The organism is Labrys miyagiensis (assembly GCF_030160835.1).
Taxonomy (GTDB): domain Bacteria; phylum Pseudomonadota; class Alphaproteobacteria; order Rhizobiales; family Labraceae; genus Labrys; species Labrys miyagiensis.
Genome location: NZ_BSPC01000015.1, coordinates 18,714 through 42,082 on the forward strand (window position 1 = coordinate 18,714; position 23,369 = coordinate 42,082).

Annotated in this window: 26 protein-coding genes; 20 read left to right on the plus strand and 6 right to left on the minus strand. The window is 63.6% G+C overall.

Annotated features, from left to right (window positions below; genetic code table 11):
* Positions 1–214 precede the first annotated feature (214 nt).
* On the plus strand, positions 215–709 hold the full coding sequence (locus QQL24_RS08470; RefSeq protein ID WP_284311542.1) for a DUF3237 domain-containing protein: 495 nt from the start codon (positions 215–217) through the stop codon (positions 707–709).
* 5 nt (positions 710–714) lie between these two features.
* Here the strand turns inward: QQL24_RS08470 and QQL24_RS08475 are convergent, their stop codons facing one another.
* Complete coding sequence (locus QQL24_RS08475; RefSeq protein WP_284311543.1) at positions 715–1,596, minus strand: AraC family transcriptional regulator; 882 nt, start codon at positions 1,594–1,596, stop codon at positions 715–717.
* Positions 1,597–1,721: 125 nt separating this feature from the next.
* Here QQL24_RS08475 and QQL24_RS08480 point away from each other — a divergent pair, with 125 nt between their 5' ends.
* Both QQL24_RS08480 and QQL24_RS08485 read left to right on the plus strand, forming a co-directional pair.
* Positions 1,722–2,753 (plus strand): NAD(P)/FAD-dependent oxidoreductase, encoded by a 1,032-nt coding sequence (locus QQL24_RS08480; RefSeq protein ID WP_284311544.1) that lies wholly within the window; start codon positions 1,722–1,724, stop codon positions 2,751–2,753.
* A 154-nt stretch (positions 2,754–2,907) separates the two neighbouring features.
* Positions 2,908–3,450 carry a universal stress protein gene (locus QQL24_RS08485; RefSeq protein WP_284311545.1) on the plus strand — a complete coding sequence of 181 codons (543 nt, stop codon included), beginning with the start codon at positions 2,908–2,910 and terminating at the stop codon, positions 3,448–3,450.
* A gap of 166 nt (positions 3,451–3,616) precedes the next feature.
* On the opposite strand, the gene QQL24_RS08490 is transcribed toward QQL24_RS08485, so the two are convergent.
* Complete coding sequence (locus QQL24_RS08490; RefSeq protein ID WP_284311546.1) at positions 3,617–4,000, minus strand: ectoine synthase; 384 nt, start codon at positions 3,998–4,000, stop codon at positions 3,617–3,619.
* A gap of 101 nt (positions 4,001–4,101) precedes the next feature.
* Here QQL24_RS08490 and QQL24_RS08495 point away from each other — a divergent pair, with 101 nt between their 5' ends.
* Positions 4,102–4,980, plus strand: a complete 879-nt coding sequence (locus QQL24_RS08495) for a LysR substrate-binding domain-containing protein (RefSeq protein ID WP_284311882.1) — start codon at positions 4,102–4,104, stop codon at positions 4,978–4,980.
* Between the two features lie 86 nt (positions 4,981–5,066).
* On the opposite strand, the gene QQL24_RS08500 is transcribed toward QQL24_RS08495, so the two are convergent.
* Complete coding sequence (locus QQL24_RS08500) at positions 5,067–6,239, minus strand: hypothetical protein (protein ID WP_284311547.1); 1,173 nt, start codon at positions 6,237–6,239, stop codon at positions 5,067–5,069.
* A gap of 409 nt (positions 6,240–6,648) precedes the next feature.
* Between QQL24_RS08500 and QQL24_RS08505 the strand changes: the two genes are divergently transcribed.
* From QQL24_RS08505 to QQL24_RS08520, 4 genes are all read left to right on the plus strand, one after another.
* A complete protein-coding gene (locus QQL24_RS08505; RefSeq protein WP_284311548.1) occupies positions 6,649–7,809 on the plus strand; it encodes a caspase family protein in 1,161 nt (386 codons plus the stop codon).
* Complete coding sequence (locus QQL24_RS08510) at positions 7,806–8,591, plus strand: M15 family metallopeptidase (protein WP_284311549.1); 786 nt, start codon at positions 7,806–7,808, stop codon at positions 8,589–8,591. The genes QQL24_RS08505 and QQL24_RS08510 overlap by 4 nt, the downstream gene beginning before the upstream one ends.
* Positions 8,592–8,602: 11 nt before the next feature.
* The gene (locus QQL24_RS08515; RefSeq protein WP_284311550.1) at positions 8,603–9,112 is read left to right on the plus strand and encodes a SixA phosphatase family protein; all 510 of its coding nucleotides are present in this window, start codon (positions 8,603–8,605) and stop codon (positions 9,110–9,112) included.
* A gap of 87 nt (positions 9,113–9,199) precedes the next feature.
* A complete protein-coding gene (locus QQL24_RS08520; RefSeq protein WP_284311551.1) occupies positions 9,200–9,655 on the plus strand; it encodes a YccF domain-containing protein in 456 nt (151 codons plus the stop codon).
* An 88-nt stretch (positions 9,656–9,743) separates the two neighbouring features.
* Here the strand turns inward: QQL24_RS08520 and QQL24_RS08525 are convergent, their stop codons facing one another.
* Positions 9,744–10,862 carry an aminotransferase gene (locus tag QQL24_RS08525; RefSeq protein WP_284311552.1) on the minus strand — a complete coding sequence of 373 codons (1,119 nt, stop codon included), beginning with the start codon at positions 10,860–10,862 and terminating at the stop codon, positions 9,744–9,746.
* A gap of 89 nt (positions 10,863–10,951) precedes the next feature.
* On the opposite strand from QQL24_RS08525, the gene QQL24_RS08530 reads away from it, so the two are divergent.
* The 9 genes from QQL24_RS08530 to QQL24_RS08570 all read left to right on the plus strand — a co-directional run bounded on the left by QQL24_RS08530 (position 10,952) and on the right by QQL24_RS08570 (position 17,467).
* Entirely contained in the window at positions 10,952–11,494 is a 543-nt protein-coding gene (locus QQL24_RS08530; protein WP_284311553.1) for a helix-turn-helix domain-containing protein, read from the plus strand.
* Positions 11,495–11,745: 251 nt separating this feature from the next.
* On the plus strand, positions 11,746–13,221 hold the full coding sequence (locus QQL24_RS08535; protein WP_284311554.1) for a YcjX family GTP-binding protein: 1,476 nt from the start codon (positions 11,746–11,748) through the stop codon (positions 13,219–13,221).
* Between the two features lie 4 nt (positions 13,222–13,225).
* On the plus strand, positions 13,226–14,245 hold the full coding sequence (locus QQL24_RS08540; RefSeq protein ID WP_284311555.1) for a YcjF family protein: 1,020 nt from the start codon (positions 13,226–13,228) through the stop codon (positions 14,243–14,245).
* A gap of 124 nt (positions 14,246–14,369) precedes the next feature.
* A complete protein-coding gene (gene dksA, locus QQL24_RS08545) occupies positions 14,370–14,789 on the plus strand; it encodes an RNA polymerase-binding protein DksA (RefSeq protein ID WP_284311556.1) in 420 nt (139 codons plus the stop codon).
* Between the two features lie 103 nt (positions 14,790–14,892).
* Positions 14,893–15,270, plus strand: coding sequence for a hypothetical protein (locus tag QQL24_RS08550; protein WP_284311557.1), 378 nt, complete (start codon positions 14,893–14,895; stop codon positions 15,268–15,270).
* 71 nt (positions 15,271–15,341) lie between these two features.
* Positions 15,342–15,818: a copper chaperone PCu(A)C gene (locus QQL24_RS08555; protein ID WP_284311558.1), complete on the plus strand. Its 477-nt coding sequence runs from the start codon at positions 15,342–15,344 to the stop codon at positions 15,816–15,818.
* A gap of 12 nt (positions 15,819–15,830) precedes the next feature.
* A complete protein-coding gene (locus tag QQL24_RS08560) occupies positions 15,831–16,433 on the plus strand; it encodes an SCO family protein (protein WP_284311559.1) in 603 nt (200 codons plus the stop codon).
* Positions 16,430–16,873: a c-type cytochrome gene (locus QQL24_RS08565; protein ID WP_284311560.1), complete on the plus strand. Its 444-nt coding sequence runs from the start codon at positions 16,430–16,432 to the stop codon at positions 16,871–16,873. The genes QQL24_RS08560 and QQL24_RS08565 overlap by 4 nt, the downstream gene beginning before the upstream one ends.
* Before the next feature lie 165 nt (positions 16,874–17,038).
* Positions 17,039–17,467: a CBS domain-containing protein gene (locus QQL24_RS08570; RefSeq protein ID WP_284311561.1), complete on the plus strand. Its 429-nt coding sequence runs from the start codon at positions 17,039–17,041 to the stop codon at positions 17,465–17,467.
* Between the two features lie 97 nt (positions 17,468–17,564).
* Here the strand turns inward: QQL24_RS08570 and QQL24_RS08575 are convergent, their stop codons facing one another.
* Positions 17,565–18,479 (minus strand): LysR substrate-binding domain-containing protein, encoded by a 915-nt coding sequence (locus QQL24_RS08575; RefSeq protein WP_284311562.1) that lies wholly within the window; start codon positions 18,477–18,479, stop codon positions 17,565–17,567.
* Positions 18,480–18,601: 122 nt separating this feature from the next.
* Here QQL24_RS08575 and QQL24_RS08580 point away from each other — a divergent pair, with 122 nt between their 5' ends.
* Positions 18,602–18,997, plus strand: a complete 396-nt coding sequence (locus tag QQL24_RS08580) for a tautomerase family protein (protein ID WP_284311563.1) — start codon at positions 18,602–18,604, stop codon at positions 18,995–18,997.
* A gap of 10 nt (positions 18,998–19,007) precedes the next feature.
* Entirely contained in the window at positions 19,008–19,586 is a 579-nt protein-coding gene (locus tag QQL24_RS08585) for a DUF4865 family protein (RefSeq protein ID WP_284311564.1), read from the plus strand.
* 13 nt (positions 19,587–19,599) lie between these two features.
* Here QQL24_RS08585 and QQL24_RS08590 read toward each other — a convergent pair whose 3' ends face one another.
* Entirely contained in the window at positions 19,600–20,583 is a 984-nt protein-coding gene (locus QQL24_RS08590; protein ID WP_284311565.1) for a patatin-like phospholipase family protein, read from the minus strand.
* A gap of 429 nt (positions 20,584–21,012) precedes the next feature.
* On the opposite strand from QQL24_RS08590, the gene parC reads away from it, so the two are divergent.
* Complete coding sequence (parC, locus tag QQL24_RS08595) at positions 21,013–23,262, plus strand: DNA topoisomerase IV subunit A (protein WP_284311566.1); 2,250 nt, start codon at positions 21,013–21,015, stop codon at positions 23,260–23,262.
* Positions 23,263–23,369 lie beyond the last annotated feature (107 nt).

A 23,369-nucleotide genomic window follows, 5' to 3' on the forward strand; every position in this document is an offset into this window, starting at 1 on the left:
TTCTTCTTCGAAAGGCCTGTTGGGGAGAGGTCAGTGCTGCCCCTCACCTCTATCCTCTCCCCGTAAACGGGGCGAGGGCGCGCACTCGGCTCGCTCTATTCTTCTCCGCCTCATCTCGCCCTACCGACGGATTCCTCTGCCCATGACAGGAGACGTTCCGCATTCTGGCAGCTAGAGTACCGCCATCAGTCGTCCTGGCGGAGGCAATATCCCCATGTCCACCCTGTCGCTCGATACCCTGCCGGATGTCCAGAAGGGCATCCGGACGAGGCCGCTTTTCGTGATGCATCTCGACGTGGAACCCATCATTCGTCTGGGCCTCACGCCGGATGGCGACCGGCGTGTCGGCGTGGTCACCGGCGGGCGATTCGAAGGGGAACGCCTCTCGGGCGAGGTGCTCGGCGGCGGCGCGGACTGGCAGATCGTCCGGCCAGATGGCGCCACCACCCTCGATGTGCGCCTGATGCTCAAGACAAGTGACGGTGCCCTCATCGGCATGTTCTATCGCGGCTTGCGCCATGGTTCGCCGGCTGTGCTGGCCGAACTCGCCAAGGGGACGCGCGTCGATCCGGCCGACTACTATTTCCGCATCAACGCGATGTTTGAGACCGCGTCGCCGGAGCATGCCTGGCTCAACCATATGCTGGCCGTCGGCGTGGGAGACCGGCGCGCGGACGGGCCGGTCTACAGCCTCTTCGAGGTGCTCTGAGCGCTTTAAGCCAGCGGCAGATGCACCGCCGTCAGCCATTCGGAGGGCGGCAGAAGGCGTGGGTTGTTGAGATATTCCTCAAAGCAGGGCGCCTCGCCCGGCTGGCGGCCCGATTGGGGCAGCCAGACGTGGTAGAGATAGGCATAGGCGACGTCGAGATCCGCATAAGGACCCTTGTGAACCAACTTTGCCACCGGGTAGCCGCCGACCGAGCGCCATTGCATGTCGGGCTCGATCGCGGTGCCCTCGGGCAGAGTCAAGCCCGCCTCAGAGTGCAACTCGCTCAGCGGCTTGGCGGCCGGATCGTCATAGTAGATGCCGATCATCCTGGTGTCGGGGCCAAGAAGCCGGCATGCGCCGGCCCAGCTCGACAAGCGGTCGAAACAAGTGCCGATCCTCTGGTAGTCGCCCTGATGCTTCAGCGTGGCGAGCTCGATCTCTGGGAAATCCTCAACCGTCACGTCGTAGCGGACGGCGGTGCGGAGGGCGGGTGCATGCGTCATGGTCTTCATTCCTGCTTGGGGTGGAGCGGGGCGAAGATCCTGGCCAAGACGACGATAGGCGGCGGGTGGCGTGCCAAAGGCGCAGGAGAAGGCCCGCGTGAAGGCAGCCACCGAACCATAGCCTGCACGGGCGGCCACACGTGGCATGGTCCGCTGCGAGCGGTTGAGCTCCACCGCGGCGCGGTGGAGGCGCAGCCGCCGCACGGCCTCCGCTACGGTCTCGCCCGTCATCGCCACGAAGATGCGGTGGAAGTGGCAGGGCGAGAAGCAGGCGATGGCGGCGAGATCGTCGAGATCAAGCCTGTCGTCCAGATGCTCGGCGATGTGGCCAAGCACCCGTTCGATCCGGGCGGCATAAGAGAGGCTGGTTTCGTGTCTGGTCATGAACTTGCTCCGACGGCCTCACCCTATCGATGCAGGCTTGATCACAATTGCGCAGTTGACGACAGGCTGCGCTTCGTTGTCTTTGGGCAACCTTCCTGCCCTTTTGCGCCTCTATCGGACAGATCATGACTGAGATTATCAAAACCGACGTTCTCATTGTCGGCGCTGGGCCTGTGGGCCTGTTTTCCGTGTTTGAACTCGGTCTGCTCGATATCAAGGCGCATGTGGTCGATATCCTCGACAAGATCGGCGGCCAATGCGCCGAGCTCTATCCCGAAAAGCCGATCTATGACATTCCCGGCTTCCCATTGGTGACCGGGCAGGGGCTGGTCGATAATCTTCTCAAGCAGATCGAGCCCTTCTCGCCGGTCTTCCATCTCTCTCGCATGATCGAAAAGATCGAACGCATCGGCGATCCCCTGTTCCATGTCACCACCGATGCCGGCGAAGTGTTCGAGACCAAGCTGGTGGTGATCGCCGCCGGCGGCGGTTCCTTCCAGCCGAAGAAGCCGCCGATCGAGGGGATCGAGGCCTATGAGGGCAAGTCCGTTTCCTATGCCGTGCGCCAGATGGAGGCCTTCCGCGACCGTTCGGTGCTGATCGTCGGCGGCGGCGATTCCGCCCTTGATTGGACGCTGAACCTTCAGCCGCTGGCCAAGCGCGTCACGCTGCTGCATCGCCGCGATGCCTTCCGCGCCGCGCCGCATTCGGTGGAAAAGATGCGCGCCCTGGCGGCGGCTGGCGAGATGGACCTGAAGTTTGGGCAGGTTGTCGGCTTGGAGGGCGCCGAGGGCGAGCTTTCCGGCGCCGTGGTCCGCGAGGACTCCGGCAATACTTATAGGCTGTCCATCGACCGCATGCTGCCCTTCTTCGGCCTGACCATGAAGCTCGGCCCGGTGTCGAGCTGGGGCCTCGACCTGCACAATGACGAACTGGTGCTGGTCTCCACCGAGACCTTCGAGACCTCGCAGCCCGGCATCTTCGCCATCGGCGACATCAACTGGTATCCCGGCAAGCTGAAGCTGATCCTGTCAGGCTTCCATGAAGGCGCGCTGATGGCCCAGAAAGCGCATCGCTATGTCTATCCCGACAAGCGCTTGACCTTCCAGTACACGACCTCTTCCTCCTCGCTGCAAAAAAAGCTCGGCGTGCTCTGAACCTTTTTGCATCCAGACGAGTTTCCCGTTCGTCGGGAGGCTCCCTATCGATTTGATCGCCTGTCCATCAAGACGGCCAGGGTGCGCTCTCTGAACTGCAGCAGGCGCCGCGACGTCTATTCGCGGACCATGCTCGGCCAACAGGAGTAGAAGCATGTTCAAGTCGATCATTGTTCCTGTGGATGTCGCCGATCTCAGCCTCGCCAAGCTCGCCATCGGAAGCGCGGTGAAGCTGGCCGACACCAGCGGTGCGACGCTGACGCTCGTGCATGTCGTCCCGATCATGCCGCTGATGATGCTCGATACCGTGCCCGTGAGCTTCGAAGGCGAGGTGGCCGAAAAGGCCAAGGGCCAGATTGCCGAGCTTGCCGCCAGCGTCGAGTTGCCGGGCGGCAAGGTGCAGAGCGTGGTCCGCATCGGCGGCATCTATCACGAGGTGCTGGCGATTGCGGAAGAGCAGCGTGCGGATCTCGTTGTGGTCGGCTCGCACCAGCCGAGCGTCGCCACCTATCTGCTCGGCTCGAACGCCAGTGCCATCGTGCGCCATGCCGGCTGCTCGGTGATGGTGGTGCGCGAGGAAAAGCAGACTGTCGATATCGACGAAGCCGGCGAGGTCGCGGCGGAAGCCGCCCATCACCGCTATCCGACCGTGGAAGAGGCCAAGAAAGCGGCCTGGGATTCGGATCTACTGCACTGAGCAGGTAGGCATCGCGCTCTGTGAAGATGTCGGGCGGGGATAGGCCTCGCCCGAGGAATAGTCATGTCCAGCGACCGGCCGAAGAGGCTTCCGCCGGTAAATTTCCTGCACGGGATACTCAGGACGCCTGGACCGATTCGGTCGCAGGCTCTTCCGCTGCCGCAAATCAATAGGCCGATCCTCCTGCACCATCCAACCTATGCTGCTCGGTGCCTTTCAGCGGCGGATTGAAGACGCTGACGAGCACGAGATCGGACGCGCCGCCGCGCAGATAGTGCTTGTCATGCTCGTCGAGGACGTAGATGTCTCCTGGCCGGATCGGGAAGCGGTTGCCCCGCATATCCTCGACCTCGCCTTCTCCGGCGATGCAGTAGCAGGCCTCCAGATGGTTCCGGTATTCAAGCAGCGACTCGCTGCCTGCCCGGACCACTGTGTGGCAAACCGTGAAGCCCATCGCGTCGGACTCGGTCAGCAGCCGGTGGCTGGTGCCATTTCCCCACTCCACAAAAAACTCACTTCCCTCGACGCTCTTCAAATTTCGCACGAACATGATTTGCTCCGGATTGCTTGTCTTTCTACGGCTTTAATACTTTTTCCTGCGCTTAACGAATGATAGGTTTGAACAGGTCGTGTGAGATATTTCGACATATGCTGAAGCTCCCGCCGCTCAATTCCTTGCGTGCATTCGAGGCGGTAGCGCGGCTCGGCAGCGTATCGCGGGCGGGGGATGAACTGTGTGTCACCCATTCGGCCGTCAGCCATCAGCTCAAGGTGCTCGAGCAGTGGATTGGGAAGCCGCTGTTTCTGCGGAATGCCCGCGGTATCACGCTTACGGCGGAGGGCCAGGCATTGGGCCTGACACTTACTCCCTGCTTCACCGCGATTGCCGAGAGGGTCGACACTCTCATGACGCATGTGTCGAAGCCCACGATCACGGTGGGCTGCATCCCTTCGATCGCGGCCCGCTGGCTCGTGCCGAACCTTGCGCAATTCTCCGAGATGCACCCCGACATCGAGCTCAACGTCCAATATGCGCGGGCGTCGCAGAAACTGCCGCTCGGCGATCTCGATGTCTTGATCACGCTGGGCCGGGATGAGGCGGCGCAGGTGAAGAACACCGCGATCTTCTCGCGTGCCAACAAGCCGGTAACCAGCCCGGCCTATCTTACGCGTTTTGGACCAATTGCGGGACCGGCCGACATCGCGCGAGCGGATCTGCTGCATGACGAAGGGAAGTCGGGCTGGGAGGAATGGTTCCGCAAGGCAGGGGCGCCCGCGCCCTTTCCGCTCAACGGCGCCGTGTTCCAGGATTTCAACCTGCTGGCGACCGCCGTGATCGCAGGCCATGGCGTGGCACTCTGCCCGACCGAGGTATTCCGGGAAGAACTCAAGCGCGGCGACCTGGTCATTCTCTCGGATATCGCGACGCTAGTCGACCAGCACTACTTCATCATCACCAGGATCCCGCCTGCGGAGCCTGTCGTGCTGTTCAGCGACTGGTTTCGAGCCTTGACGGCCCCCGCGCAATGACAGGGACGGCGAGTTGCCCGCCTTCGCGGACGGATCGAATCCGAACCCAAGCGCGCAGTTCCGGAAGGCCGTGAGGCTGAGGCTGGTCAAGCCCCGCAGCCAGCCATGGCGTCGCCGATGGCCTTGGCCACCCCCGTGGTCGGGATCGAGCCCGATCGGCCGACAGGCTCGCCGGCCTTGTTCAGCACGGCGAAGATCAGGGCGTCGCTGGAGGTGAAATCCTTGACGTCCTTCACGGCGAGGGAGGCGATGATACTCTGCTCGCCATCCGTCGGAGTGGCGACGTTGTCGATGGCGATTTCGCGCCCGTCGATCTTGAGCACCTTGGCCGAGAAGGCGGCGGCGCGCAGCTTCTCGATATCGAGCGGCGACAATTCCTTGAATGAAAGGTCGAGCTTGGCTGTCTTGCCATCCTGGCAGGCGAGGGCGACCCGATATTCGGGGTTGGTAAATTCCGCCGTGACCGCCGCGCCGTCGGCATGGATGACCGTCCAGCTCTCGGAAGCCGCAGTACGCGGCTGGACCGGATCGGGCGCCTTGAGACCGACGCTGGGCTTGGCGATCGAGGAGGTCAGGTCGTTCTGGCTCGCGGCATCCAGGATGGTCGGAAGCGGTACTGCCCCTTCCACGTCGGGCAAGAGGGCAGTGGCCACGCCGGTCGAGACCCACTGATCCTTGGGCAACTCGTCGAGGCTCGAAAAGGGCGTGCGCAAGGTGGTGGTGAAGAAGGCCTCCGTCACGCCCATCGCATGCACGAAATCATAGACGCTCACCACCTCGCGGCCATAGTCGCGCACGATCTGGTTCATCTCCTGCGCGTCGAAAGTCTCGCCGTCGTTGAACTGGGGCGAGAACTGGTGGATGCCGACCTTGGAAAGGGGCACGACAAAGCGATTGGTGCCGCCGAGCATCACCATGGTGCAGGCGGAATAGCAGCCCGCGCTCTCAAAGACGGGCTTGCCGGCCATGAGCCGCGCCTGGCCGATCACCGTGGTCCAGCCGGCCTTGCGGATGCGCCGCCCGATGATCAGGGCCGACTGCACCTTGCCGCCGACGGATTCGAAGGCCACGATCACCTTGGGAGCGTTCGCCGGCTGCGGCTGGCCGTCGCCGGGTTCGGGCGGCAGGACGCCGTCGAGGCGATTCTGCGAGAGGAACGCGGCAAAGCTGCGCGAGGTCTCGTCGACGATCTGGCCGGAAGCGTTGATGACGACGCAGCCAGGGCAGGTCTTGCCGGAGGCGACGATGCTGAAATGCATCGGCGTATCATCGTCGTCGGCAAGTGCGCTTCCGGCAAAAGGGGGCGCGAGAAGGGCCACAGTCGCGCAGAGAAGCGTTGCGGATCGCGAAAAACCCTTCCATCCAGTGCTGGCTGCCTGGCTCAAATCCACGGCCCCTTTTAGTCTTGACGCAATACTTACATAGGTCTTCATGGCCGGAAGCGCCGTTCCCTTGCAAGCCAGAAATCGGCTGAATTGCCTCGATTCATGAGACAGTTGGAAGCCGTGGCAAAGCTGCCACAGATGTGGTCACCAAACGGCAGCAATGGTGAAAATTTCGTGCATGCCTACGGCACGACGGGCGCCACATGTGTGTTTTCGCGCGCTCGATGTGTTAACAAAGGGCGATACTCTTCCTCGGTTTTCAACAGCCGGCCGGGCCATGATGATGCGACGTTCCCTCTGGTGCTTTTTCCTGCTGCTGGGGCTGCTTGCGGCGGGTTGGGCCCAGGCCGCGCCGAAGGCGGCGCTGGTGATCGGCAACGGCGCCTATCGGTCGGTGACGCCTTTGGTCAACCCGCCGAACGATGCCGCCGACATGGCCGCCTCGCTGGGGCGGATCGGCTATGCCGTGACCCTGGTCAAGGACGGCGACCTGCAGGCGATGAACGATGGCCTCAGGGCCTTCCTGCGCGATGCCGACCATGCCGACAGCGTGGTGATCTTCTATTCGGGCCATGGCGTGCAGGTGAAGGGCCGGAACTACCTGATCCCGGTCTCGGCCAAGATCTCGGACGAGCTCGATCTCGACACCCAGGCGCTCTCGCTCGACAAGCTGCTGGAGCTGGTGGACAGCGCCGCCCCCAAGGTGAAGATCGTCATTCTCGATTCCTGCCGCGACAACCCGCTCACGCGCACGCTGGTGCGCGGCGCCGGCACGCGGGGCCTGGCGCGCATCGATCTCGATGCGTCCTCGGCCAAGGGCACGCTGATCGCCTTCTCCACCGCGCCGGGCTCGGTGGCGCAGGACGGCTCGGGGCGCAACTCGCCCTTCACCACGGCCCTGCTCGCCCATATGGAGACGCCCGGCCTCGACATCCGCCAGATGTTCGGCCAGGTCCGGGCGGATGTGGACCAGTCGACCCAGGGCGGCCAGACGCCCTGGGTGAACGAAGCCATCATCGGCTCCTTCGCCATGGCCGGCACGGTGGAAAATCCGCAGCCCGTCAAGACGATCGCCGTGGAACCTCAAGTTCAGGCGCAGCCAGAACCGCAACCCCAGCCTCGATTCCAGCCACAGCCGCAGCAGGATTTCCAGCAGCAGGCTTCCAACGAGCCGCCGCCCCAGCCGAGCCGGCCGGAATTCATCCTGCCCGATTCGGGCACAAGGCGCCTGAACTGGAACGATGTCGCCAGTCTCAACAGCCAGCAGTTGCGCTTCGCCCGCAACGAGATCTATGCCCGCCGCGGCCGCTTCATGAAGGACGAGCAGTTGCGCGCCTATTTCTCGCAGTTCTCCTGGTACCGGCCCTGGACCTGGGACGTGCAGCTGAGCGCTGTCGAGAAGGCCAATGTCGCCCTGATCCAGCGCGCCGAGGCAGGTCAATGAGGGCCATGCTCCGCTGCGGCCTGCTGGCGCTTGCCGCCACCGGCGCGATGGCCTCGCCCGCCCTCGCCGATCCCGCGCTCGATGCCCTGGTGGCCGCCTATCCGGATGTGATCGCCGGCTATGACGCCAAAGACCTGATCCTGAAGAACGGCAACCATATCCCGCTCTCCAACGGCGTCACCGACAAGACGCCGGAGCAGCGGGTCACCCATGCCGACATCATGGACATGTTCGCCATGCCCTATACGCTGGGCGCGAACTACCCCATCCCGAAAACGCCTGCCGACGATCCTGGCCGCGCGCGCAACCAGGCCCTGTTCGATGCCCTTTATGGCGACTGCACCAAGGGGCAGGTGAAAATGAAGACCATCCAGTGGCTGCCCTCGCTCAAGGGCGGTACGTTGAAGGTTGCCGCGGCGAACGGTGTTGCCGAGCATCTGGAAGCCGTTTCGCGCGATCTCGAGGCCCTCCCGGCCAGGTTCCAGGTCTATCTGAAGCCCTCGGCCGGCACCTATAATTGCCGGGCGATTGCCGGCACTGTGCGCATGAGCATGCATGCCTATGCCGCGGCCATCGACATCAATGTTAAGTATACCGACTACTGGCGCTGGAGCGGCGCCAAGCAGGAGACTGACAAGGTCACCTATAAGAACAAGATCCCGATGGAGATTGTCGAATTGTTCGAGAAGCATGGCTTCATCTGGGGCGGAAAATGGTATCATTACGACACCATGCATTTCGAATATCGCCCTGAAATCATTGCTTTGGCAAAAAAACCTTAAGTGGTGCGGCAATGAAGAGACTGATGCTGCTGCGCCATGCCAAATCGGACTATCCCGCCGGTGTGTCCGATCATGAGCGCCCGCTCGGCCCGCGCGGGCGCCGCGATGCGCCCCGCATGGGCCAGCAGATGGCGAGGCGGGCGCTGCTGCCCAACCATGTCATCGCATCCACTGCCTTGCGTACGCGTGAAACCTTCACGCTGATCGAGCCCTATCTCGGCCCGCATTCACTGCGCTATGAACGGGCAATCTATGAGGCCTCGCCGGAGGCGATCCTGCGCGTCATCCGGGCGGTGGAGCCCACTGTCGCCAGCCTGCTGATCGTCGGCCACAATCCGGGCCTCGAACGGACGGCCTCCTTCCTGGTCAAGGGCGGCGGTACGGCGGCCGATCCGCTCGACGAGAAATTTCCGACGGCGGCGCTGGCCGTGCTCGACTTCGAGATCGGCGACTGGGCCACCATCACCGGCCATCAGGGTGAGCTGGTACTGTTCCTCACGCCCAAGATGCTGGATGCGTAGCGGGTCAGCAGAAGACAGACCCGCGCAACTCGTAATAGCGCCCGGAGCACCTATCTACATGTGGTCTGCAAATCAGGGGATGCTTGCGTGCGCACGATCGGCAATATCATCTGGTTTGTCCTGGGCGGCGTGTTCATGGGGCTCGCCTGGTGGCTGCTCGGCCTCATCGCCTTCATCACCATCGTTGGCATCCCCTGGGGCTGGGCCTGCTTCACCATCGGCAATTTCTGCTTCTTCCCCTTCGGGCGGGAAGCGGTAAGCCGGCGTGATCTGCATCAGAAAGACGACATTGGCACCGGCCCGGTCGGACTGATCGGCAACATCATCTGGTTCGTCTTCGCCGGCCTGTGGCTGGCGATCGGCCACATCATCTCGGCCGTCGCCTGCTTCCTGACCATCATCGGCATTCCCTTCGGCATCCAGCACCTGAAGCTCGCCGAGATCGCCCTCGCACCGATCGGCAAGACCGTGGTGTCGAAGGAAGTCGCGGCAGCGATGCGCAAGGCAAATGCCGAGGCGACCGTGACGGCGATCAGGCGATAGCGCTGGGAGCGCGGACATCTTGTCCGCTCTTCCCTTTGTCGTCGAATGCGGCGTTTCCAAGAGGCGCACAGGATGTCCGCGCTCCCAGTTAGATTTCTCTCAGGAAGTCGCTGATCCGCGCCAACCCCTCGCGCAATATGTCCGTGCCGTTCGCATAGCCGATGCGCAGATACCCCTCCATGTCCATGGCGCTGCCCGGCACCAGCAGCACGCCGGTACGTTCGAGCAGCTCGATGCAAAACTGCTCCGAAGGCATGTTGAGATCGTATTTCAACAGTGCCGTGGTCCCCGAACGCGGCTTGAGATAGCGGATCGCCGGCTCCTGCCGTACCCAGGCGTCGAGGATGGCGAGGTTCCCGCGCGTGATGGCCTGGCTGCGGGCCAGTACCTTGTCACGGTTCTCCAGCGCCAGGGCGGCGAAATGGTCGTCCAGCATGCCGACGCTGATGGTGTTGTAGTCGCGATGGATGGAAACGGCCCGGATCAGTCCCTCCGGCGCGGCGATCCAGCCGAGGCGCAACCCGGCCAGCGAATAGGCTTTCGACATGCTGCCCGTGCTGATGCCCTTCTCATAGAGATCGGCCATCGAGGCGGTGAAGCCATCGCCCTCCTGGTCGACGCCGCGATAGACCTCGTCGCAGAGGACCCAGGCGCCGCAGGCCCGTGCGATCGTGGCGATCTCGGCGAGCATGGTCTCGTCCATCAGCGATCCCGTGGGGTTGTTGGGATTGTTGATGGCAATCAGCCTGGTGCCGGGTGTGGCGAGGCGGCTCAGCTCCTGCAGGTCGGGCAGGAAGCCGTTCTCCTCCCGCAGTTTGAGGATCTGCACATCGGCGCCGTAGCTCGCGGGAATGGAATAATGCTGCTGATAGGTCGGCAGCACCGATATCACCCTGTCGCCTGGCTCGGCCAGAGTCTCATGCACCAGCGCATTCGCCCCGATCGCGCCATGCGTGACCAAGACATTGTTGATATCCTGCCTGGCATAAGTCCCAGCAATGGCGTGGCGCAGCCTCTCGCTGCCCTCGATGGCGCCATAGGTCATCTTCATCGGCAGGAGGTCGGCGAGGGCGCTTTCGGGTTGGCCCGATATCGCGAGCAATTGGGCGATGGTGAGGGATTCGACGCAGGTTTCGGCCAGGTTATGCGTGCAGCGCGTCTCGTAGCCGTTCATCCAGATCTCGACGCCGAAATTGCGAATCTTCATGGTCCGCTCCTGATTGCCAGCGCTGCCTATGCGCATTATATTGCTCATTCGTATGTGCATTATAATGCGCAGTCAAGCGAGAGGGCAGTGTGGGCGAGGTACTCGAACATGTCAGCGCCAACGTCCGGCGCCTCAGGGCAGGGGCCAAGCTCAGCCAGCAGGCGCTCGCCGACGCCGCTGGCCTGAGCCGTCGGCTGATCGTGGCGGTGGAAGGGGGCGATGCCAACATCTCCCTCGCCAATCTCGATCGCTTGGCGACGGCGCTGGGCGTCGATTTCGGCACCCTGGTGCGAGCGCCCGACATGGCCGATAACCGCAGGGTCGACCAGCCCGGCTGGCGAGGCCGGCATACCGGGAGCCAGGCCTCCTTCCTCGGCGCCGCGCCGGCGCGCAACTCGGCGGAACTCTGGACCTGGGCCCTTGGCCCCGGCGACCGCTACGACGCCCTGCCGGACAGCGAGGGCTGGCGCGAGATGCTCTATGTGATCGAGGGCACGCTGGTGGTGGAGACGGCGGAACGGCAGCATCGTGTCGAGGTGGGCGATTTCCTGATCTTCGACAGCGCGCAACGATACAGCTATGTGAATACAGGGGAGGGGCTGCTGCGCTTCTTGCGGAATGTGGTGTCGTAGCTGGGACCGCCGGCTTTTCAGTCGGCATCTTGGAAGCGATGCCGCTGCCGAGAGGGCGCGAAGGTGTGCCGGTCTTCAGACCGGCATCCAGGGCCAAAGGGTGGCGAACATGCCGGTCTGAAGACCGGCACACCGACAGGCGCCGCGCCCGCCGCGAAGGAAGAGCCGGCTGGAAAACCAGCGCCCTCAAGATCCGCCTTTTGATTCCATCTCTGGAATTTTCGGCCTGTTCCCCCTAGATGTGCCGCATCATGCCGCCACAAGCCTCTTCCTGGGTATCCGTGTTCGACGAAGCGCTGATCGCGGCCAGGAGCCTCGCAGGCTTTGCGACTTCCACCTTCAATCCCACTGTCCGTCTTGGTGTCACCGGCCTGTCGCGTGCCGGCAAGACGGTGTTCATCACCGCGCTGGTGCAGGCGCTGATCGAGGGCGGTCGCCTGCCGGTCTTCCGCGCGCAGGCCGAGGGGCGCGTGGCCGGCGCCAATCTCTCGCCCCAGCCTGACGACACCGTGCCGCGCTTCGACTACGAGACCCACCTGGCCGATCTCAGTGGGCTCGATCGTCATTGGCCCGAGTCCACCCGCCAGATCTCCGAGCTGCGCCTCGTCATCGATTTCCAGTCGAACCGGCGCTTCGCTTCGGGCATGTCACGCCTCACCCTCGATATCGTCGACTATCCCGGTGAATGGCTGCTCGACCTGCCGCTCCTCAACATGAGCTATGCCGAATGGTCGGCGCAGACGCTGGCCGCCAGCCGCGAGGGCTCGCGCCTCGCCATCGCCGGTCCGTGGCACGCCTTCCTCGCTTCGCTCGATCCCGCCGCGTCCGAGAACGAGGCGGTGGCGCGCGAGGCCGCGAGCCTCTTCACCGCCTATTTGCGGGCCGGCCGTGACGAACGCTTCGCGCTCTCCACACTGCCGCCGGGACGCTTCCTGATGCCGGGCGATCTCGAAGGCTCGCCGGCCCTGACCTTCTCGCCGCTCGATCTCTCGCAGGCGGGGGAGGCACAGCCCGGCTCGCTCCACGCCATGATGGAGCGGCGCTACGAGGCCTATAAGCACAAGATCATCAGGCCCTTCTTCACCCAGCATTTTGCGCAGCTCGACCGCCAGATCGTGCTCGTCGACGCACTCTCGACCCTCAATGCCGGCCCGCAGGCGGTGCATGATCTCGAGACGGCGCTGACCTCCGTGCTCTCGGCCTTCCGCGTCGGCGCCAACAGCTGGTGGTCGGCGATCTTCCGGCCGCGCATCCAGAAGATCCTGTTCGCCGCCACCAAGGCGGACCATCTCCACCACACCAGCCATGACAAGCTGGAAGCCATCCTGCGCAAGATGGCTGACAGCGCCATCAAGCGTGCCTCTTTTTCAGGCGCCGCGGTCGATGTCGTGGCGCTGGCCTCGGTGCGGGCGACGCGCGAGGCCAGCGTCAAGCAGGGTCGGCAGACGCTGCCCTGCATCATCGGCACGCCACTTGCCGGCGAACAGACGGCGGACGAGGTGTTCGATGGTGTGGCCGAGATCGCCGTCTTCCCCGGCGAATTGCCGGAGAATCCCAATGCGGTCTTCAAGGGCGGCACTTTCATGGGCCTGGAGAGCGGGCAGCGCGAAGGCGTCGACTACCGCTTCATCCGCTTTCGGCCGCCAAAACTGGAAGAAGGTCAGATCTTTCCCCATATTCGCCTCGACCGGACGCTCGAATTCCTGATCGGCGACAAACTGGCATGAGAGAATGACGACGGACCCCCGCAAACCGCGCGCCTTCCGCCTCGACGATCCCAATGTGGTGATGGCCGATACGCCCGTTGCCGCGGCGGCGAAGCGCGGCCATGTCGTGGTGACGCCGGAGCCGGAGATCTTCGAGGAGGTGCCCGAGATAGAGCCCGTGCGCCCGCGCCGCAGCCGCTGGGGCGCGATCTTCTGGTCGGCTGTCGGCGGCCTGGTGTCGCTCGCCGTCGGCCTTTCCGTCACCAAGCTGATCGATGATCTCTTCTCCTATGCGAGCTGGCTGGGCTGGGTGGGCGCGGCGCTTGCCGGCATAGCCGCACTGGCCTTTCTCGTCATCGCCATCCGGGAAATCATCGGCCTGATGCGGCTATCGCGCATCGAGCACCTGCATGACAGGGCTGTCGCCGCCATTGCGAAGGACGACCGGGACGCCGCCCGAAGCCTGTCCCGCGATCTCGTGAAACTCTACGGGGCCAATCCCCGCATGGCCCGGGCGCGTGCCGCCGTGGAGTCCGCCGCCGGCGATATCGTCGATGGCGCTGATCTCATCCGTGTGGTCGAGCGCGAATTGATGGGTCCGCTCGACGCTGAAGCCAGACTGATCATCGCCGATGCCGCCAAGCGTGTTTCGCTGGTCACCGCCGTCAGCCCGCGCGCGCTGGTCGACATGTTCTTTGTCGGGGCCGAGACGCTTCGGGTGATCCGCCGCCTCGCAACGTTGTATGGCGGCCGGCCGGGCGGGCTCGGCATGATCAGCCTGCTGCGCCATGCGCTGGGCAATCTCGCCATCACCGGTGGCATGGCGGCGGGCGATTCCATCCTCAGCCAGGCCCTCGGCCATGGCATCGCCTCGCGAATTTCGGCCAAGCTCGGAGAGGGGGTGCTGAATGGCATCCTCATTGCACGCCTTGGCCTTGCGGCAATGATGGCGACACGGCCGATGCCGTTCGATGTCCTGCCGCGGCCCGGCGTGACCGATGTCGCGGGTGGGCTGATCATGAAGGACAAGGTAAAGGAGGAGTGAGCCGAGGGAGCGCCGTGCACAGCTTTCTGTTTTTAGACAAATCGGTGACAACGAAGATGATTGTCGTGGAGCGTCACTGAGACTATAGACCTGTCGCCCAGTAGCGGAGTGTTGGGATTCTTACATGCCTGCATTGAGTGTGGATACCAATTATCGGCCGACTGACGATGAGCCTTTCATGAACGAGCGCCAGCGGGATTATTTCCGCCGTAAGCTCAACGCATGGAAGCTCGATATCCTGCGCGAAGCACAGGATACCATCGCCAATCTGCAGGCCGAAAACGAAAACCATCCTGATCTGGCCGATCGCGCCTCTTCGGAAACCGACCGCGCGATCGAACTGCGCGCCCGGGATCGTCAGCGTAAGCTGATTTCCAAGATCGATGCGGCCCTCTCCCGGATCGAGGATGGTTCCTACGGTTATTGCGAAGAAACGGGAGAGCCGATCTCGCTGAAGCGTCTCGACGCCAGGCCGATCGCCACCCTCTCGCTCGAAGCGCAGGAACGTCACGAACGTCGCGAACGCGTCTATCGCGACGATTAAACTTAAGAGGGCGTAGTCGATGTGTGGGTGTCGGAGACCTGCACACCCAATGCGCTGCGATCCGCCGCCTTGACTTTCGGCGGCGGCTCCGCTGCATAGGGGCATGGTCCGGTTCTGCCACGCCCCGCTCGTGCGGCTTTGTCTTGCTGCGCTGATCGCCTTGGCGCTCATGCTCAACGGCATGAGTCGTGTTGTCGCGGCGACTGGAGACGATGGCACTGGCAATAGCGTTATCATTGCCGGCACGGTCATCACGCTCTGCCAATTCGGCACAGAGGCGGATGGCAGGACGAAGAGCCATCTCGGCCATTCCTGCGATCAATGCGCGCTGCGCCTCGCGCCGCTCCAGCCGCAGGCCGACCTCACTCTCCGCATTATCCGTTTTCCGGAGGTCCTGACGCTTCGCCCGGGCTCTTCTGCGCGGACAATGGGCCAGCTTGGCTCGGGCGCCGCCTGGCCCCGCGGCCCGCCTACTGCCTGAACAGCATTCGATCTTTCCTATCATGTTTTTCGCAAGCACCTGTGCTTGCTCGATTCCGTTCAGGTTCTGCCATGAAACTCCTCCCTCTTTTCGGCGCACTGGTGCTTAGCGCCTTGCTCGCCGCCCCCGCCACCGCCCATGACTACAAGGCCGGCACGCTGGTCATCCACCATCCCTGGGCCCGGGCGACGCCCCAGGGAGCGCCGGTCGGTGGCGGTTATGCCGTCATCGAGAACACGGGCGACCAGCCGGACAAGCTCACCGGCGGCAGCTTTGCCGCCTCCGCTGGCTTTGCCATCCACCAGATGTCGATGAAAGATGGCGTGATGTCGATGGCGCCCGTCGAAGGCGGACTCGAAATTCCCGCCCATGGCCAGGTTGAGCTCAACCCCTCGGCCGTCCATCTGATGTTTACCGGGCTGAAGAAGCAGCTCAAGAAGGACGACGAGATCGACGGTACGCTGGTATTCGAGAAGGCCGGCACCGTGAACGTGAAGTTCAAGGTCGAATCGCTCGGGGCCAAGGCTCCTGAGCATGACGCACAGTGAGAGGAGGCCGGCATGAGCGTTCAGACCAACCGCCTCCAGATCATCATCCTCGCCGCCCTTTTTTGCGTCCTCGCCGCGGCTTGCGTCACCCTGGCGCTGACTATGGGCGTCGGCGGGCGGGCGCCGCAGCAGACCAGCCTGATCGGCGGTGATTTCAGCCTGGTCAACCAGGATGGCAAGCCGATCACGCAAGCAAGCTTCCTCGGCAAGCCGACGGCCTATTTCTTCGGCTATACCAACTGCCCGGACGCCTGCCCGACAACGCTCACCGACATGACGGACCGGCTGAAGGCGCTCGGCCCCGATGGCGACAAGTTCAATGTCGTCTTCATCTCGGTGGACCCGGGGCGCGACACGCCACAGTTGCTGAAATCCTACCTGGAGAGCTTCGATCCGCGCATCACCGCCGCCACGGGCACGCCCGAGCAGATCGCCGACGTGGTCAAGAAGTTCCGTGTCTATGTGAAGAAGGTCGGGGAGGGGGACAGCTACACCTTCGACCACTCCACCGCCGTCTACATGATGGACGCCAAGGGCAATCTGGTAACGCTGATCGACTACCAGGCGCCACGCGACGAAGCCATCGAGAAGATGCGCCGGGCGCTCGAGTCGTGAACCGGGTCATCTGGTTTGGTCTGGCTGCGGGGCTTGCCGGCATCGCGGCCGGGGTGGTGATCGCGTTTCAGAGCCAACAGCGGGCGGCGGCGCCTCCCGACATGCCGGCGGCGGTAAACATCCGTCCACCCGACGCGACTTTCGATCCCGTCTTCGGGCCCTGCGCCCATTGCCACCAGATCGGCAAGGGCGCCCGCATGGCGACGGGGCCGGTGCTGGAGGGCCTGATCGGGCGCAAGGCGGGCACTTTGGCCGGTTATCCTTTCTCGGATGCCATGCGCAACAGCGGCTTGGCCTGGGACGAGGCGACGCTTGACCGTTTCATCGCCAGCCCCCAATCAGTGGTACCGGGCACGCGCATGGTCTATGCCGGCATGGACGATCCCAAGCAGCGCAAGACCGTGATCGACTTCATCGCCAAGGCGGGGGAAGGTGATTGATCGTAAGATTCGTAAATCGATTCAATATTGCGGCGCGTTCAACCCAGACTTGCGCGACGCGGCGGCAAGCGCCATCATCTCCTTTCAGGGGATGATCGTCCCTCGCCAGGGCCTCTCCCCCAACAAAAGACGCGGCAAGCGGAATGCAGTCGGAGGAGAGTGCTTATGACCGTTGCACATATTCTAAGAGGCAAGAGCAGGGAGATCTTTACCCTGTCGCCGGACCACACCATTGCCGAAGCGGCCAGAACCCTGGCTGAGAAGCGCATCGGCGCGGTGCTGATCACCAAAAAAGACGGCTCGATTGCCGGCATCCTGTCGGAACGCGACATTGTCCGCGCCTTGGCGAAGAACGCGGCCGAAGGATTCGAGCACAAGGTCAAGGTGCACATGACCGCCAAGGTGGAGACGGTGCGCGAGAGCGACACCATTCCCTCGATCATGGAGCGGATGACCACTGGCAAGTTCCGGCATATGCCCGTGGTCGAGAACGGCAAGCTGATCGGCATCGTCTCGATCGGTGACGTGGTGAAATTTCGGCTCGCCGAGATGGAAGCCGAGACACAGGCGATGCGCGACTACATCACCGCCTGACGTGGCCCGGGGGCGGGTCTTCAGATCCGCTTCGTGTGAGGCCTTGCGTGCCAAGAGCCGGGTCTGAAGACTCGCCCCCAAAACTGCGCAGCGCAGCCTAAGCCGCGCGCCTGTGCGCCAGGGGCTGGCGCAGGCTCTCACGCATGATGTCACCAAGCCGGTCGATGGCGGGGCTCTGCTGGGCCTGCGTACTGTGCAGCAGCAGCGGCACCGTGGGCAGGGCAACCGGCAGGCCGGCCGTGGCGTCGAACGCCGTGAGATGGCCGGGCAGGCCGATCTCGGTGCGCAAGGTGACGCCCAGCCCGCCTGCGGCGGCAGCCCAGAGCCCGGACAGGCTGGAACTGGTGACCGCGATGCGCCAGGGGATGCCGGCGCGGTCGAGCGCTTCCGTCGCGGCGGTGCGGAACAGGCAGGGTGCTTCGAACATCACCAAAGGCACGGGTTCGTCTTTCGACGGCAGCTTCTCGATGAGAGAAGGGTTCGCCGGGCCGATCCACCGCATCGGCACATCGGCGAGATGCTCGCCACTGACGCCCGTCGATGCCGCACCCGTATAGTCGCCCCAGGTGATGGCCAGGTCGAGTTCGGCCGAGGCCAACCGGCGCAGGAGATCCGCATTGCGTGACAGGCGGGCCTCGATCCGCGCCTTGGGATGGGCACGGGCGAAGCGGCCGAGGATCTCGGGAAGCAGGGTCTCGCCGAGATCCTCCTGCACGCCGAAGCGGATATTGCCGGTGAGATCGCCGCCTCCGAGCGCCGACATGGTCTCATCGTTGAGATCGAGCAGCCGACGGGCGTAGGCGAGGAGCGTTTCGCCCGCCTCCGTCAGCGCCAGGCCACGCCCGGCTTTGCGAAAGATCGGCGTGCCGGCCTGATCCTCCAGCTTCTTCAGCTGCGCGCTGACGGCGGAGGTTGAGCGTCCGAGATGATCGGCGGCCCGTGCGAAACTGCCGAGTTCCATGCCGGTCACGAAACTGCGCAGGACGTCAAGATCGAGATTGATGTGGCGCATAGAAATCGTCCCATTTTATGGGATTGATGATCAAAAATTTCCTGATTTTCTGCATGATTATGCGGGTGCATGATGCGCGGGTCAAGGCAGCAGGCCTTGAGACCCATCGAAGGAAACGCATCATGCCGCTCGCCAGAATTTCGCTCACCAGGGGTAGGTCGCCCGAGTATCGCCGCGCCCTTGCCGACAATGTTCATCGCGCGCTGGTCGAAGCCTTTGATGTGCCCGCTGATGATCGCTTCCAGATCGTCGAGGAGCTCGAGCCCGGCGCCCTGATCTATGACCGCAGCTATTTCGCCGGCCGGCGCTCGGATGATTTCGTCGTGATCGCCATCACGGCGGGCCGGCCACGCAGCACGGCGACGAAGAAACAGTTCTATCAACGGCTCGTTACCCTGCTCGGCGAGGCCCCCGGCATTCGTGCCGACGATGTGATGATCATTATCACGACGACCGAGCGCGATGGCTGGTCGTTCAGCAACGGCCTCGCCCAGCTGGCGGTGGAAGAAGTGGCTTGAGGAGGTAGCCATGTACGCCATGCATTACGCCATCACGCTCCCGGCCGAGTACGACATGGGCATCATCCGCGAGCGCATCGCCACCAAGGGGCCTTTGCTCGACAATCTTCCGGGACTTGGCCTGAAGGCTTATCTGGTTCGCGAAAGAGGTGTCGCCGGTTCGCCTGTCAACCAATACGCCACCTTCTATCTCTGGGCCTCAGCCGAGGGAATGGGCGGTTTCCTCTGGGGCGGGCGTGGATTCGGCGGCATCGTCTCCTCCTTCGGCCGCCCGCCGGTGCGGCACTGGATAGGCGCAGCCTGTCTCGCCGGTGCGGAGCCGTTGAGCGCTGCGACGGCAGCTACAATCCGCGAGGAAGCCATGCCGCCCGACATCGATCCCTCTCTGGCGGTTTCGTCCGCCCTTGAGCAGGCAGCGGAGAGAGTAGGGCAGCCGGGCGTCTGTCTCTCGGCCCTGGCGGTCGATCCGCAATCCTGGCAGATCGTACATTTCGCTCTCTCGGCGGGGGAGCCGGCCGGCGATGCTGGTACGCGCTACGAGGTCGGCCATATCTCGAGGCCGGAAATTAGCGCGATCCTTCAGGCGTGACGCCTCGGGGGGATCAGGCCAGCGCCTCCATCGTCTCCTTGATGGCGTCGAGCGATTTGACGGCCGCATCGGCGCCGAGCTCGATGATTTCGGCAGCCCTGTGAAAATCGAAGGCTGAGATGCGACCGAGGCGCGGTCCGATCGAGACATCGGGCGGATCGCCGGCGAGGCGGGAGCGGGAGATGCGGTCCTGCGTGATGTTGAAGGCCTCCATCATCACCGTGTGGATGCCGGGCGAGTTCCGCGTGCGCCGTATCGCGGGCTGTGCCGTGAAGCCGAAGCGGCGACGCACCAGCGACTTGGCCGCGCCCAGGGCGCCGGCCCCCCGGATGCGGCGGTTGGGCACCGGCGGATCGTCCAGATCCGAATCGGCGCCGAACGTATGAATCACGCCGCCGCGTCCCGTCAGTTCGCCATTGAGGTTTACGGCGATCACGGCACGCGCGCCAAGGGCGCGGGCGGCCGACACCGGCACCGGATTGACCAGGGCGCCATCCATCAGCCAGCGTCCACCGACACGCACGGGCTCGAAGATACCGGGCAGGGCATAGGAGGCACGCAAGGCGGTGACGAGATTGCCACGCGTGAGCCAGATCTCATGTCCGGGGCCGATCTCGGTGGCGATGGCGGCGAAGGGCATGCGCAGATTCTCGATCTGGACGCCATTCAGGCCGTCGTGCAGCATGCGTGCCAGCTTGGAGCCGGAGATCAGGCCGCTGCCGCCGAAATTGAAGTCCAGGAAATTGAGGACGCGGCGCTTGGTGAGGCTGCGGGCCCAGTCCTCGATCGCGTCGAGCTTGCCGGCGATATAGCAGCCGCCGACCACGGCGCCGATCGAGGTGCCGGCGATCACATCCACATCATATCCAGCTTCTTCGAGGACACGCAGCACGCCAATATGCGCAAAGCCGCGGGCGGCCCCGCCACCCAGCGCCAGGCCGATCACCGGGCGCGGAGGCTTGGCGATGTGATTTTCAGGCGGGGGCGATATTTCCACGACATTTCCCTGACCTCTCCACGGCAAAGTCTGAAACATAATGCATTCCTGACCGCATAAGCACTCAAAAGAACAAGAGGCCTTCCGCTAGGTATGAAACGCCCCGGCCTTGTCGAAATGGTGGCATCGCCTTCACCTATCCACAATAGCACGTGATCAGCTTGCTTTGACGTGCGCCTTCAGGGGGTTGTGGACCATGAATAGGGCTTAGGCGGGAGCCATTTTGGCTGAGTAAAAGGAGGAGGATGCAAGCCTTCCGGCTCGCTACAACCACCGCAGGCAAAGCCTGAGATGAGGACGAGCTTATCAATCAAGGACGCCCTGCCGAGGCTTGTCAATCCTGGCCTCATCCAAGTCTCATCCATGGTCCACAACTGTCTCAGGGCCTGAGACTTGCCCCGAATCACCACTTTTTTGTAAGTCAACCGCATGGATGAAACGGACGACCTGCCGGCGGGCGATGGGATTGAGGCGGTCAACCTGCGCGATGCGCTGGAAGAGCGCTACCTTGCCTATGCGCTTTCCACCATCATGGGCCGCGCCTTGCCGGATGCCCGCGACGGCCTGAAGCCGGTGCACCGGCGCATCCTGCATGCGATGCGCCTCCTGCGGCTCGACCCCGACCAGGCCTTCAAGAAATGCGCCCGCGTCGTCGGCGACGTCATCGGTAAGTTCCACCCCCATGGCGACCAGGCGGTCTATGACGCGCTGGTGCGCCTTGCCCAGAATTTCGCCCAGCGCTACCCGCTTGTCGACGGGCAGGGCAATTTCGGCAATATCGATGGCGATAACGCCGCTGCCTACCGCTACACCGAAGCCCGCCTGACCGAAACCGCCATGCTGATCCTGGAAGGGATCAACGAGGACGCGGTGGATTTCCGCGCCACCTATAATGGCGAGGACGAGGAGCCGGTGGTGATGCCCGGCGCCTTCCCGAACCTGCTCGCCAATGGCGCACAGGGCATCGCGGTGGGCATGGCAACCTCGATCCCGCCGCACAATGCCTATGAGCTCTGCCAGGCGGCGTTGCATCTTATCGAGAATCCGAAGGCTTCCACCGCCGATCTCCTCCAGTTCGTGAAGGGACCGGATTTTCCCACCGGCGGCATCTGCATCGAAAGCGCGGGTTCGATCGAAGAGAGCTATCGCACGGGCCGCGGCGGCTTCCGCGTGCGCGCCCGCTGGCACAAGGAGGATCTCGGCCGAGGCACCTGGGTGATCGTCGTCACCGAGATCCCGTGGCTCGTCCAGAAGAGCCGCCTGATCGAGAAGCTCGCCGAGCTGCTGGAAGAGCGCAAGCTGCCGCTGGTCGGCGACATCCGAGATGAGTCGGCCGAAGATGTGCGCGTCGTCATCGAGCCGAAGTCGCGCAATGTCGACGAAGCCGTGCTGATGGAATCGGTGTTCAAGCTCTCCGAACTCGAGAGCCGCATTCCGCTCAACATGAATGTGCTGGTCGACGGCCAGGTGCCGCGCGTGCTTTCGCTCGGCGAGGCGCTGCAGCAATGGCTCAGCCATCGTCGCGTCGTGCTGGTCCGCCGCTCCAAGCACCGCCTTGCCGCCGTCGAAAGGCGCATGGAGGTACTGGCCGGCTATATCATTGCCTATCTCAATCTCGACGAGGTGATCCGCATCATCCGCTTCGAGGATGAGCCCAAGGACGAGTTGATCAGGGCGTTCGATCTCACCGACGTCCAGGCCGAGGCCATCCTCAACATGCGCCTGCGCAACCTGCGCAAGCTCGAGGAGATGGAGCTCAAACGCGAGCATGACGAACTTGCCAAGGAGAAGGCGGGCATCGAAAAGCTCCTCGGCTCCGAGGCGCTGCAGTGGAAGACGGTGGGCTGGCAGATCGGCGAAGTCGCCAAGAAATACGGGCCCGATACGCCGCTCGGCAAGCGCCGCACGGAGATCGATGCGTCGAAGGCCGGCAATATCGACCTGTCCACCGTGACGGCTGCGATGGTCGAGCGCGAGCCGATCACCGTGATCGTTTCGGAAAAAGGCTGGATCAGGGCCATGAAGGGACATCTGGGCGATCTCTCCGCGCTCAGCTTCAAGGCGGACGATCGGCTCAAGCTCGGCTTCCAGACCGAGACGACGGCCAGACTCCTCGTCGTCACCACCAACGGCAAGGTCTACACGCTCGAAGCCTCCAAGCTGCCGGGCGGGCGCAGCATGGGCGAGCCCATCCGCCTGATGGTCGACATCGACGAGGGCGCCGACGTCCTCGACGTCTTTGCCTATCAGGGCGGACGCAAGCTCCTGATTGCGGCCAGCGACGGACGTGGTTTCGTGGTGCTAGAGGATGACATCCTCGCCAACACCCGCAAGGGCAAGTCCGTGCTCAATGTCGACGCGCCCGCCGAGGCGAAGGTCGTCGTACCGGCTGCCGGCGATATGGTGGCGGTGATCGGCGAGAACCGGAAGTTGCTGGTCTTCCCGCTGCACCAGGTCACCGAGATGTCGCGGGGCAGGGGCGTGCGCCTGCAGAAATATAAGGATGGTGGCCTGTCCGATATCCGCGTCTTCGACAAGGCGCAGGGCCTGACCTGGACCGATTCCTCCGACCGCACCTGGACGGTGACGGATCTGGTGGAATGGACCGGCAACCGCGCCGATGCCGGTCGCCTGCCGCCCAAGGGCTTCCCGAAGAACAACAAGTTCACCGGGAAATAGCGCAGGCGTTGGCTGGCAGGAGCCAAGCGGTCTTGGTGGTACAAGCGAGCCACCCTGAACCCTTGGTGAACAAGCCCTTAAAAATTAGCGGCTTTGTGCCGCTGCCT

Excerpts from the sequence above, each read along its gene's own strand:
- QQL24_RS08515 (WP_284311550.1), top strand. The coding sequence starts at position 8,603 with ATGAAGAGACTGATGCTGCTGCGCCATGCCAAATCGGACTATCCCGCC.
- QQL24_RS08550 (WP_284311557.1), top strand. The coding sequence starts at position 14,893 with ATGGTCCGGTTCTGCCACGCCCCGCTCGTGCGGCTTTGTCTTGCTGCG.
- QQL24_RS08525 (WP_284311552.1), bottom strand. The coding sequence starts at position 10,862 with ATGAAGATTCGCAATTTCGGCGTCGAGATCTGGATGAACGGCTACGAG.
- dksA (WP_284311556.1), top strand. The coding sequence starts at position 14,370 with ATGCCTGCATTGAGTGTGGATACCAATTATCGGCCGACTGACGATGAG.
- QQL24_RS08575 (WP_284311562.1), bottom strand. The coding sequence starts at position 18,479 with ATGCGCCACATCAATCTCGATCTTGACGTCCTGCGCAGTTTCGTGACC.
- QQL24_RS08540 (WP_284311555.1), top strand. The coding sequence starts at position 13,226 with ATGACGACGGACCCCCGCAAACCGCGCGCCTTCCGCCTCGACGATCCC.
- QQL24_RS08510 (WP_284311549.1), top strand. The coding sequence starts at position 7,806 with ATGAGGGCCATGCTCCGCTGCGGCCTGCTGGCGCTTGCCGCCACCGGC.
- QQL24_RS08555 (WP_284311558.1), top strand. The coding sequence starts at position 15,342 with ATGAAACTCCTCCCTCTTTTCGGCGCACTGGTGCTTAGCGCCTTGCTC.
- QQL24_RS08570 (WP_284311561.1), top strand. The coding sequence starts at position 17,039 with ATGACCGTTGCACATATTCTAAGAGGCAAGAGCAGGGAGATCTTTACC.
- QQL24_RS08490 (WP_284311546.1), bottom strand. The coding sequence starts at position 4,000 with ATGTTCGTGCGAAATTTGAAGAGCGTCGAGGGAAGTGAGTTTTTTGTG.
- QQL24_RS08470 (WP_284311542.1), top strand. The coding sequence starts at position 215 with ATGTCCACCCTGTCGCTCGATACCCTGCCGGATGTCCAGAAGGGCATC.
- QQL24_RS08560 (WP_284311559.1), top strand. The coding sequence starts at position 15,831 with ATGAGCGTTCAGACCAACCGCCTCCAGATCATCATCCTCGCCGCCCTT.
- QQL24_RS08480 (WP_284311544.1), top strand. The coding sequence starts at position 1,722 with ATGACTGAGATTATCAAAACCGACGTTCTCATTGTCGGCGCTGGGCCT.
- parC (WP_284311566.1), top strand. The coding sequence starts at position 21,013 with ATGGATGAAACGGACGACCTGCCGGCGGGCGATGGGATTGAGGCGGTC.
- QQL24_RS08535 (WP_284311554.1), top strand. The coding sequence starts at position 11,746 with ATGCCGCCACAAGCCTCTTCCTGGGTATCCGTGTTCGACGAAGCGCTG.
- QQL24_RS08580 (WP_284311563.1), top strand. The coding sequence starts at position 18,602 with ATGCCGCTCGCCAGAATTTCGCTCACCAGGGGTAGGTCGCCCGAGTAT.
- QQL24_RS08505 (WP_284311548.1), top strand. The coding sequence starts at position 6,649 with ATGCGACGTTCCCTCTGGTGCTTTTTCCTGCTGCTGGGGCTGCTTGCG.
- QQL24_RS08585 (WP_284311564.1), top strand. The coding sequence starts at position 19,008 with ATGTACGCCATGCATTACGCCATCACGCTCCCGGCCGAGTACGACATG.
- QQL24_RS08485 (WP_284311545.1), top strand. The coding sequence starts at position 2,908 with ATGTTCAAGTCGATCATTGTTCCTGTGGATGTCGCCGATCTCAGCCTC.
- QQL24_RS08500 (WP_284311547.1), bottom strand. The coding sequence starts at position 6,239 with ATGCATTTCAGCATCGTCGCCTCCGGCAAGACCTGCCCTGGCTGCGTC.
- QQL24_RS08475 (WP_284311543.1), bottom strand. The coding sequence starts at position 1,596 with ATGACCAGACACGAAACCAGCCTCTCTTATGCCGCCCGGATCGAACGG.